Source organism: Lentiprolixibacter sp. (genome assembly GCF_982873095.1).
The window spans coordinates 1,658-8,475 of the sequence record NZ_CEYNTP010000115.1; the positions used below are offsets into that span (position 1 = coordinate 1,658).

The window sequence follows — 6,818 nt, forward strand, 5'->3', positions numbered from 1 at the left end:
CGGAACATGTAATCTACGATACGTTCCTTGTATTCTGCACTAAGGTCAATGGTCTGGAACGGGATACCCAGTTTTTCGGCCACAATAAGCGCATCATTGCTATCCTCGAGCCAGGGACATTCCTGGGATATGGTCACAGAATCATCGTGCCAGTTCTTCATAAACAGGCCAATAACCTCGTATCCCTGCTGCTTAAGCAAGTACGCAGCAACACTGGAATCCACTCCACCCGAAAGACCAACCACTACTTTCTTCATAACTCTTATTGCGCTGCAAAAATACAAAATTCGGCAGTGATGAAAACGAGTTGCCAGGGGGATCGATTCACCTGTCTTCACAGGTCAGGTCCCTGGCAAAAACCCGGCAAAAGAATTGCCTGAAAAGCAATATGGAACGTTCTGTTGCCATTTTTCCGTTTATCGATCATAGTGTTAATAAATGCATAAATATCTTTTTTTGTTTAATCTCTTGCATAAATTTGTTCAACATTAATTAAAATCTAATTCTGCTATGAAATCAACAAAAGCCTTATTTAGAACACTTGCAATGGTGTTTGCCTTGTCCGTACTTTGGGCATGTAGTAATGATGATGACTCGGATCCTATTGACAACACTGATCCTACAATTGTGGATCTTGCCCTGTCTACCGATGACCTTACCATTCTGGTTGACGCGCTAACCGCTGCCGACCTGGTTACCACCCTGCAGGGAGATGGACCTTTCACAGTTTTTGCCCCTACCAATGCTGCTTTCGAAGCCTTTTTAACAGCAAACAACTTCAACAGCTTATCAGACGTGCCCGTGGAAGTATTAACTCAGGTACTGCTCAACCATGTAGTATCAGGACAAAACTTCTCATCAGGTCTTAGCACTGGTTATGTCTCTTCCCTATCCACAGCAGGAGCTGGAGGAAATAACCTGAGCCTGTACATCAACACCAGCAGCGGAGTAAGCATCAATGGTGTCTCTAATGTCGTAACTCCGGATATAGTAGGTTCTAACGGAGTGGTACACATCGTAGACGGTGTTATTGGCCTTCCTAATATTGTAGACCATGCAGTAGCCAACACCGATTTAACGGAACTGGTAGGAGCTTTAACCAGCGGGGGCAATACAACTTTTACAGACCTCCTTTCTGACGAGAACACGGATTTTACTGTGTTTGCTCCAGTAAACGCAGCTTTCAATGCGTTCACAAATCCCAATGGAAACGAGCTTAACGATATCTTGTCGAATCACGTAATTGCCGGTACTGCGGCCGTTTCAACAGGATTAACCAACGCTTACCTGAATACAGCTGCAACGAATGCTGACGGAGATGCCCTCAGTATTTATGTCAACACAGACAGTGGCGTAACACTTAATGGTGTGAGTTCTGTTGCAGCAGCAGACATCGTAGCAACCAACGGTATCATACACGCAGTAGATGCCGTAATCGACATCCCAACAGTTGTTACTTTTGCGGTAGCAGATCCAACTTTTGCCCCACTGGTAACAGCCCTCACAGAAGGTACACCTGGTACGGATTTTGTATCTGTGCTGAGCGGAGCAGGACCTTTTACTGTGTTCGCCCCAACAAACACAGCTTTTGACAACCTGCTAACCGCTCTGAACGTCAGCGAAGTAACCGATATTGACGAGAATACGCTAACTGCCGTATTGAACCACCACGTGGTTTCAGGAAACGTAAGATCAGGTGATCTCAATAATCCCGGGGATACCGTAGCCGCCACTCTGGAGGGAGACAATATTACCATCACCCTTCCAGGAACTGACAACGGTGTGAACATTGCGGATATCACTGATGGATCAGGAAATACAGGGATTGGAATCATCGCTGTAGATGTCCAGGCAGGAAACGGAGTGATCCACGTAGTAGACACTGTACTGCTCCCGGACACCAACAATTAATACCTAGGGTTAAGACTCAATACATACTGACAAATGGCCGCCTCCGTGCGGCCATTTTCATTTCAATATGTGTGAGAAGATTCCTATGTATGATAGTTATTTTGTTAAACTTTTTATAATTATCGTGAAACAAAAGCAACCACTTTTAATATTTGTATCATTCAGTAGAAAGGGGTTTTAAAAACACATTTGATAACAAAATAGGAGAGTCAATGGCTTTTTGATAAACAAATTCTTAATCCCTTATCAAGCTTATAATTCGTAAGAATATAAAGATCGGACACTAATAATTAAACAATTAAACACCCTATGAAAATGAAAAAACTACTCCATTGGAAAAATTTATTTTTTCTATTGCTGGCCAGCGTATTGGTAGTGGCCTGCGATCAGGAAGAAGAAGCCACGGCGGAACAGAACGAAACAGCAAAAAACATTGTTGAAACCGCCCAGACCACAGATGCTTTATCTAATCTGGTAGCTGCCCTTACTGCAGCAGACACACAGGAAGATTCTGACCTTATCGGCACCCTGAGTGGGGAAGGACCCTTTACTGTTTTTGCCCCTACAAACGATGCTTTCGCGGCTTTACTCGATCAGCTTGAAGATTATGATGAACTGGACGATTTTGATGATGAGGAGGATCTGGAAGTACTCGAAATCATTCTCAAGTATCATGTTGTGGCGGGTGTAGCCGCTCGGGCCGCAGACCTGACCAATGGGCAGGAACTTGAAACGGTTCTCGGTGAAAAACTCACAGTTGACCTTGAAGGAGGTGTTTTTATTGAGGATGCTACGGAAACAGCAGCCCAGGTCATTATCCCTGATGTGGAGGCCAGTAATGGTATCGTACATGTAGTGGACAAGGTTTTGCTCCCCCAGGTGATCATAGACGCCTTAAACGACGATGATGATGACGATGATGATGATGATGAAGAAATGGGCACATTGGTGGATTTGGTAGTCGAGACCGAAAGTCTCTCGGTCCTGGAAGCTGCCGTAATTAAAGCCGGTTTGGTTGAAACACTTAATGGCGATGGTCCCTTTACTGTGTTTGCCCCAACAGATGATGCATTTGTTGCTTTATTGGAAGCCCTCGGGGAGGATTACAACAGTTTGGACGATTTCGATACCGAAGCAGAACTTATGCTGCTAACTGATATTCTCTTGTATCACGTTATCCCGGCACAGGTCCTGGCAGAGGACCTTGAAGCTGGTACGGTAGGTACCGCTTTGGCTGATAACTCACTGGAAATTATCGCTGCCGATGATACTTTCGTGATTGGTGACGCATCCGGCACTAATGCCAACATCACGGGAACTGATTTCCTGGCCTCTAATGGTGTTGCCCATACCATCGATAAAGTGTTACTGCCTCAGTCGGCCATAGATTTTGTGGCAGCAATGAACCTGAAAACCATAGTAGAGCTGGCCGTGGAATCAGATGACCTCAGCCTTCTGGTAGAAGCGCTGCAACAAGCAAATGCAGGATTGGTAGACGTATTGAGTGGAGAAGGACCCTTCACCGTTTTTGCCCCGACAAATGAGGCTTTTGCTGCTGTGTTGGAATTGCTTGGGGACGATTACCATTCGCTTTCTGATTTTGATACTGAGGAGGAAATTGCAATTTTAGTGGATATCCTCACCTACCATGTGGTGTCTGGCACTGCAGCCTTTTCCACCGATTTGACCGATGGGCAGGTGATCCCCACACTTCAGGGAGAATCCCTTACCATAAACCTCAAGAATAATACGGTACATGTGGTTGATGCTACGGAAACCAACGCAACGGTGGTGATCCCAGACCTGGAAGCCAGCAATGGGGTGGTCCATGTAATTAACAAAGTACTGTTGCCTCAGTCTGCATTGGACGCTATTGCTGCCCTTTCCCTTAAAACCATAGTTGAGATCGCAGTGGAAACTGATGACCTGAGTTTGCTGGTTACTGCCCTGCAACAGGCAGATGCAGGCCTTGTAGAAGCCCTGAGCGGAGAAGGCCCTTTCACAGTATTCGCTCCTACCAATCAGGCTTTCCACGATCTCCTGAACGCCCTTGGCGATGAATATCACAGCCTGTCAGATTTTGATACAGAGGCAGAAAAGGATTTGCTGGTAAAGGTATTGACCTATCACGTGGTTGCCGGTGTAGCTGCTTTCTCTACCGATCTCAGTGACGGCCAGGCCATTCCTACTTTACAAGGTGAAGAGGTAGGGATCAATATTAAGAACAATACGGTCCATATTCTGGATGCAACGGATACTAACGCTACGGTTGTGCTTCCCGACGTGGAAGCGAGCAATGGTGTTGTTCACGTGATCAACAAAGTATTGCTCCCACAGGAAGTACTGGACATCCTGAACCCTCCTACACCCAATATTGTGGAGCTGGCCCAATCTGTTGACAACCTGAGCCTGCTCGTAGACGCCTTGATTGCCGCAGATGCAGGCCTGGTAGAGGTCTTGAGCGGTGACGGACCTTTCACGGTCTTTGCGCCTACGAATGCTGCCTTTGCAGATCTCCTGAATGCACTGGGGGATGATTTCCACAGTCTGGATGATTTTGACACCTCAGAAGAAAAAGCCCTACTGGCCAAAGTACTCACCTATCACGTAGTGGCAGGTGCCGCGGTGGCTTCAACTGATTTATCAGACCACCAGGAACTGGTGACTGTACAGGGAGAGTCATTGTTTGCCATCCTGAACCACGGTGTGCAGATCAGGGATAAATCAGGTATCGATGCCAATGTAACAGCCCCGGATAATACAGCAAGTAATGGGATTGTCCATATCGTAGATAAAGTGCTCCTTCCACAGGAAGTGATTGACGCACTGACTGCTGATCATTAAGTTGTTGTAAACCCAACTATAACATAAAAAAATCCCGCTGTTTAGGCAGCGGGATTTTTTTTGTGGGTAGGTCACATCAGAATAAATTCCTTTAGCATACAAAAATGGAAAATTGACAACTAAAGTTTTATCAGGACATGCATAAGATGCATATTTGAAATGAAGAAACTTACCAGCTAAACCTGCTTACTGCTAAAAAGCCCTACATTCGAGGGGCTTTTTTTATTGAAAGATAATTTTATCGTTTCCCGGTTTTCTTTTGTTCTTCGGCCTGTTCCATCATCTCGCGCATTTTACGCTGGAATCGGTTTTCCTTCTTGGGTTGCTTCTTCTTTTCTTCTATCTGGGCGTGAATTTTATCCTCGTCCAAAATCAAGTTCTTTATGGCGAGCATAATGAAGATCGTAATCAGGTTAGATACAAAGTAGTACAAACTCAGTCCGCTCGCGTAGTTATTAAAGAAGAACAACATAAGCAGGGGCGAAATGTACATGATTACCTTCATATTGGGCATCCCTGGCTGGGTTTGCATGTTCTGACCGGTAGTCATCATCATATAGAAGAAAATGGCCACAGAAGCCAGGATCGGAAATAAACTCACATGGTCCCCGTAGAAAGGTATGGTAAAAGGCAGTTCCAGGATGGTGTCATAAGACGAGAGGTCTTCTGCCCATAAAAAGGACTTTTGCCTGAGGGCAAACGAGGTCGGGAAAAACATAAAGAGGGCATAGAAAATCGGCAACTGCAGCAGTGCAGGCACACAACCACTCATGGGGCTCACCCCGGCCTTGTTATATAATTTCATGGTTTCCTGCTGCCGCTTCATGGCATTGTCCTTGTACTTTTCATTCAGCTCTGTGATCTCAGGTTTTAACACCTTCATTTTTGCCTGGGACAGATAAGACTTATAGGTAACCGGAGACATCAGCAGACGCACGAGGATCGTCATTACAACAATGGCGATACCAAAGGGCAGGAAGGAAGACAGGAACCCATAAAACGGCGTAAATACCTGCCTGTTGATCCAGCCGAAAATCCCCCATCCAAAAGGGATGGAATCTGCCAACCCCAGATCTTTATAGTGTTTCAGCACTTCTACATCTGTAGGGCCGTAGTACCAGTACATGTTTTGGGCCAATTCGCCCCCTGTCAGCGGAAGGGTGGTTTCAGAAGTGTATTCCTTTGTAAACAGTGTCTCCTTGCTTTCCTCCTCCACGAGGTTGCGTGAAACTAAAGAAGCGGATTGAAAAGGGAGTTCCGTCGCGAGAATGGAACTGAAGAAATGCTGTCGGTAAGAAAGCCATTTTACCTGCTCCTCCGTTTCCTCATCGTCACTGCCTTCCGAAAGCTTGCTGATCTTTCCGTCTTCGTGGTTATAGGTTAACCGGGTATACCGGTTTTCGTACTGTACGCTCTTGCTGTGCCGGATGCCCCGCAACTGCCATTTCAGGTTTACCGGTTGCGTACTGTTGATGATACCATTGAGTCCCTGTGACCGGACCGTAAAATCCACCAGATAATCATTGGGCTTCATCTCATACCTGTATTCCAGGAACTGGTTCTCCGATACCTTTGCCTTCATAGACAACACCTGGTTCTCCCCGTTTTGCGAAAGCTGGGGCTCAAAGAACAGGGTGTTGGTTTGCAAGATCCGGTTGTCTGTTGTGCTGAAGCTGAGGCCGAAATCGGCATTACCCTCTTTCACCAGATACACAGGTACCGAATCGTAGGTAACAAATGTTTTCATGCGGGCCTCGGTAATCTGCCCACCTTTATTATTTATTTCCAGATAAAGCACCTCATTCTCCAGGACGGTTACACCTTCCCTGGGAGCGGTATAGCTGAAATCTCCAATGGTTTTCTGGTAGTTGGCCAGAGCTGTAGAATCCTGCAGGTCAACCTGGGGTTGCTCCAGTACCGTGGTTGTTGTTTCCTGAGTCTCTTCAGCCTGCGGTTCCGTGACCTGCTCTTGTTGGGCCTTCTGTGCTTCAAGCTCTTCTGGGGTGGGCTGATTCAGATAAAACCAGCCTATTAAGATGACAAAAATCAGTACAAAACCGATA

4 protein-coding genes are annotated in these 6,818 nt (G+C 46.0%); 2 read left to right on the forward strand and 2 right to left on the reverse strand.

The window, feature by feature from the left end; genetic code table 11:
• A partial coding sequence (locus AC4E7D_RS08235) for a 7-cyano-7-deazaguanine synthase (RefSeq protein ID WP_490173327.1) occupies window positions 1–257 on the reverse strand: 257 nt, incomplete at its 3' end.
• 253 nt (window positions 258–510) lie between these two features.
• On the opposite strand from AC4E7D_RS08235, the gene AC4E7D_RS08240 reads away from it, so the two are divergent.
• Complete coding sequence (locus AC4E7D_RS08240) at window positions 511–1,911, forward strand: fasciclin domain-containing protein (RefSeq protein ID WP_490173328.1); 1,401 nt, start codon at window positions 511–513, stop codon at window positions 1,909–1,911.
• Between the two features lie 315 nt (window positions 1,912–2,226).
• The gene (locus tag AC4E7D_RS08245) at window positions 2,227–4,755 is read left to right on the forward strand and encodes a fasciclin domain-containing protein (protein WP_490173329.1); all 2,529 of its coding nucleotides are present in this window, start codon (window positions 2,227–2,229) and stop codon (window positions 4,753–4,755) included.
• 238 nt (window positions 4,756–4,993) lie between these two features.
• Here the strand turns inward: AC4E7D_RS08245 and yidC are convergent, their stop codons facing one another.
• On the reverse strand, window positions 4,994–6,817 hold the full coding sequence (gene yidC / locus AC4E7D_RS08250) for a membrane protein insertase YidC (RefSeq protein WP_490173330.1): 1,824 nt from the start codon (window positions 6,815–6,817) through the stop codon (window positions 4,994–4,996).
• Window position 6,818: the final 1 nt, after the last annotated feature.

Excerpts from the sequence above, each read along its gene's own strand:
- AC4E7D_RS08245 (WP_490173329.1), top strand. The coding sequence starts at position 2,227 with ATGAAAAAACTACTCCATTGGAAAAATTTATTTTTTCTATTGCTGGCC.
- AC4E7D_RS08240 (WP_490173328.1), top strand. The coding sequence starts at position 511 with ATGAAATCAACAAAAGCCTTATTTAGAACACTTGCAATGGTGTTTGCC.